2 protein-coding genes are annotated in these 4,095 nt (G+C 67.9%); both read left to right on the top strand.

All coding sequences use genetic code 11. From position 1 onward, the window contains the following. Positions 1-147 precede the first annotated feature (147 nt). The gene (locus AC07YS_RS31835) at positions 148-1,806 is read left to right on the top strand and encodes an alpha-amylase family glycosyl hydrolase (RefSeq protein ID WP_495268933.1); all 1,659 of its coding nucleotides are present in this window, start codon (positions 148-150) and stop codon (positions 1,804-1,806) included. 5 nt (positions 1,807-1,811) lie between these two features. Next, complete coding sequence (gene glgB, locus AC07YS_RS31830; protein WP_495268934.1) at positions 1,812-3,995, top strand: 1,4-alpha-glucan branching protein GlgB; 2,184 nt, start codon at positions 1,812-1,814, stop codon at positions 3,993-3,995. Positions 3,996-4,095: the final 100 nt, after the last annotated feature.

Here is a 4,095-nt window from a genome sequence, read left to right as displayed (position 1 = left end):
GTGTCGTCGGTGGTCATCGGTCGGGGGTCGGGGCGGCAGCGCCCCGCCCTGCTGAATTTACCCACTTCCGCGCGGCGCCCGCCTGCCACAGCGTACCGCTGGCCCGGATTTCGCATGCCACAATGAATTTCGACCACAGGGGCAGGCATGAGCGGCAGCAACGGCGAATGGTGGCGGGGCGCGGTGATCTACCAGATCTACCCGCGCAGCTTCATGGACAGCAACGGCGACGGCGTCGGCGACCTGCCCGGCATCACGTCGAAGCTCGACCACGTCGCCCGCCTGGGCGTCGACGCGGTCTGGGTCTCGCCCTTCTTCCGCTCCCCCATGAAAGACTTCGGCTACGACGTGGCCGACTACCGCGCGGTCGATCCGCTGTTCGGCACGCTGGCCGACTTCGACGCCATGCGCGCACGCATGCACGCGCTGGGCCTGAAGCTCATCATCGACCAGGTGCTCTCGCACACCTCCGACCAGCACGCCTGGTTCGCCGAAAGCCGCAGCTCGCGCGACAACCCGAAGGCCGACTGGTACGTCTGGGCCGACCCCAGGCCCGACGGCACGCCGCCCACCAACTGGCTCTCGGTCTTCGGCGGCTCGGCCTGGCAGTGGGACTCGCGCCGGCGGCAGTACTACCTGCACAGCTTCCTGGCCGAGCAGCCCGATCTCAACTTCCATTGCGCCGAAGTCCAGGACGCCCTGCTCGGCGAGGTGCGCTTCTGGTGCGAGCGCGGCGTGGACGGCTTCCGCTTCGACGCCTGCAACCACCAGTTCCACGACGCGCTGCTGCGCGACAACCCGCCCGCCACGGTCGAATCGATGGGCGAGGTCAGCACCGTGCGCGCCGACAACCCCTACGCGATGCAGCAGCACCTGTACGACAAGAGCCAGCCCGAGAACCTCGTGTTCCTCGAACGCCTGCGCCGGCTGCTCGACGGCTACGGCGCGGTCGCACTGGGCGAGGTCGGCGACGAGAACGCGCCGCCTGTCATGGCGCAGTACACCGAACGCGGCAAGCGCCTGCACCTGGCCTACAGCTTCAGCCTACTCACGGCCGACCACAGCCCGAAGCACCTGCGCCACCAGGTCGAATCGCTCGACACCGCACTGGCGGTGACGGGCGGCTGGGGCTGCTGGGCGGTGTCGAACCACGACGTGCCGCGCGTCGCCACGCGCTGGAGCGACGGCAAGGCGCCCGACACGCGCCGCGACCGGCTCTGGCTCGCGCTGCTGCTCGCGCTGCGCGGCAGCGCCAGCCTCTACCAGGGCGAAGAGCTCGGCCTGCCCGAGGCCGACGTGCCCTTCGAATTGCTGCAAGACCCCTACGGCCGTGCCTTCTGGCCCGAGTTCAAGGGCCGCGACGGCTGCCGCACGCCGATGCCCTGGACTGCCGAGGCGCCCAACGCCGGCTTCAGCACCGGCACGCCCTGGTTGCCGGTGGACGGCGCGCACCTGCCGCTGGCCGTCGACCAGCAGGAGGCCGACCCCGACTCGATGCTCGCCTTCAGCCGCGCGCTGCTGCACTGGCGGCGCACCCAGCCGCTGCTGCGCACGGGCGCGCTGGCGTTCGTCGATGCACCCGCGCCGCTGCTGCACATCGTGCGAAGCGACGGGGACGCGGTGCTGCATGCGATCTTCAATACAGGAATCGAACCTGTCTCGGTTCCCTTGCCTGAGCCACTGGTGCCGCTGGCCGGACACCCGCTCGCGCCGACCGCGACCGTCACCGCCGATCCAAAGCCCCTGCTGACATTGGCGCCTTATGGCGTGTGCTTCGGCACGACGGCCGAAGCAGGAGGACGCTGAACCCCATGCCCCCTTCTTCTCCCTTCCTCCAAGCTGCCGACATCCAGGCGCTGATGCGCGCCGAGCATGGCGACCCGTTCGCCGTGCTCGGCCCCCACGAGACCGCCGACGGCCTCGAGGTGCGCGCGCTGATGCCCGGCGCGCGGCAGGTGGCCGTGGTGCATTCGCGCACCGGCTGGCCACTGTCGATCCTTGCGCGGCACGAGGGCTCCGACCTGTTCAGCGGCCTCGTGCCCGCGGCCGAGGCGCGCATGGGCTACTCGTTCCAGGTCGACTGGGAGACCGGGCACGCCTCGCGGCTCGAAGACCCCTACCGTTTTCCCTTCGTGCTCGGCGAGACCGACGTGTGGCTGCTGGCCGAGGGCACGCACCTGCGGCCGTGGGAGCGGCTGGGCGCGCACCTGCGCGAGATCGACGGCGTGAAGGGCGTGGCCTTTGCCGTGTGGGCGCCGAATGCGCGGCGCGTGTCGGTGGTCGGCGACTTCAACAACTGGGACGGCCGGCGCCACATGATGCGGCTGCGCCGCGAGTGCGGCGTGTGGGAGATCTTCGCGCCGCACGTGGCGACCGGTGACAGCTACGAGTTCGAGATCCTGTCGTCGCGCGGCGAGGTGCTGCGCAAGGCCGACCCCTTCGCGTTCTCGTCGCAGCTGCGCCCCGGCACCGCCTGTGTCGTGGCACCGCTGCCCGCGCCCGTGCCGATGCCCGCCGGGCGCGCCGAGGCCAACGCGCACCAGGCGCCGATCAGCATTTATGAAGTGCACCTGGGCTCATGGCGCCGCAAGCACCACGGCCAGGAATGGCTGGACTACCGCGAGCTGGCCGACACGCTCGTGCCCTATGTGCGCGACATGGGCTTCACGCACATCGAACTGCTGCCCATCACCGAGCACCCCTTCGACGGCTCGTGGGGCTACCAGCCCATCGGCCTGTATGCGCCGACCTCGCGCTTCGGCACGCCCGGCGACTTCCGCCATTTCGTCGAAGCCGCACACGCCGCGGGGCTGGGCGTGATCCTCGACTGGGTGCCCGCGCACTTTCCGACCGACGCGCACGGTTTGGGCAACTTCGACGGCACCGCGCTGTACGAGTACGCCGATCCGCGCGAGGGCTTCCACAACGACTGGCAGACACTGATCTTCAACTACGCCCGCACGGAGGTGCGCAACTACCTCGTGGGCAATGCGCTGTACTGGCTGGAGCGCTACGGCGTGGACGGCCTGCGCGTGGATGCGGTGGCGTCGATGCTGTACCGCGACTACAGCCGCAAGGCCGGCGAGTGGGTGCCGAATGCGCAGGGCGGGCGCGAGAACCTGGAGGCCATCGATTTCCTTCGCCGCATGAACCGCGTGGTGGGCGTGGAGCGTCCGGGGGCCGTGACCATCGCTGAAGAGTCGACGAGCTTTCCGGGCGTGACGCGGCCGCCGGAAGACGGCGGGCTGGGGTTTCACTACAAGTGGAACATGGGGTGGATGAACGACACGCTGGCGTATGCCGAGACCGATCCGGTCTATCGCAAGCACCATCACCAGCAGATCACCTTCGGGCTGATGTACGCGCACAGCGAGAACTTCGTGTTGCCGCTGTCACATGACGAAGTGGTGCACGGCAAGGGATCGATGATCGGGCGCATGCCTGGGGATGAATGGCAGAAGTTCGCGGGGCTGCGCAACCTGTATGGGTACCTCTGGGCTTATCCGGGGAAGAAGCTGCTGTTCATGGGGGGGGAGTTTGCGCAGTACGCGGAGTGGAATGCGGATCGCGGGTTGGACTGGCACTTGCTCGAGCATGCGGCGCATCAAGGGGTGCGGCGGTTGGTGCGCGATCTGAACAATGTGTATCGGCACTTTCCTGCTTTGCATGAGCTGGACCACGAGGGTTCTGGGTTCGAATGGCTCGTGCATGACGATGTGGCGCAGTCGGTGTTTGCGTTTGTTCGGCGGGCTCGGGATGGGACGTTTGTGGTGGTGGCTTGCAACTTCACGCCGTTGCCTCGGCATGCGTATCGGCTTGGCGTTCCTGTCGCGGGGACTTATCGCGAAATCATCAACACCGATGGTTCGGTGTATGGCGGCAGCGGCGTGGGGAACGGGATTGTCGAGAGCGCTCCCACCGCCTGGCATGGGAAAGCAGATTCGATTTCGGTCAGCGTGCCGCCGCTCGCTACCGTGATGTGGGTGTTGGCTTGATAGGCCTGGAATCGTCTTTTTCCCCGAGGCCGGGTCTCGCCCCGGCAGGCGACCTACTTTTCTTTGCTTCGCCAAAGAAACGTAGGCAAAAGAAAGGCGA

The organism is Variovorax sp. GW458-11-26-14-LB1, from assembly GCF_059423965.1.
This window is presented reverse-complemented; position numbering and strand designations above follow the sequence as displayed.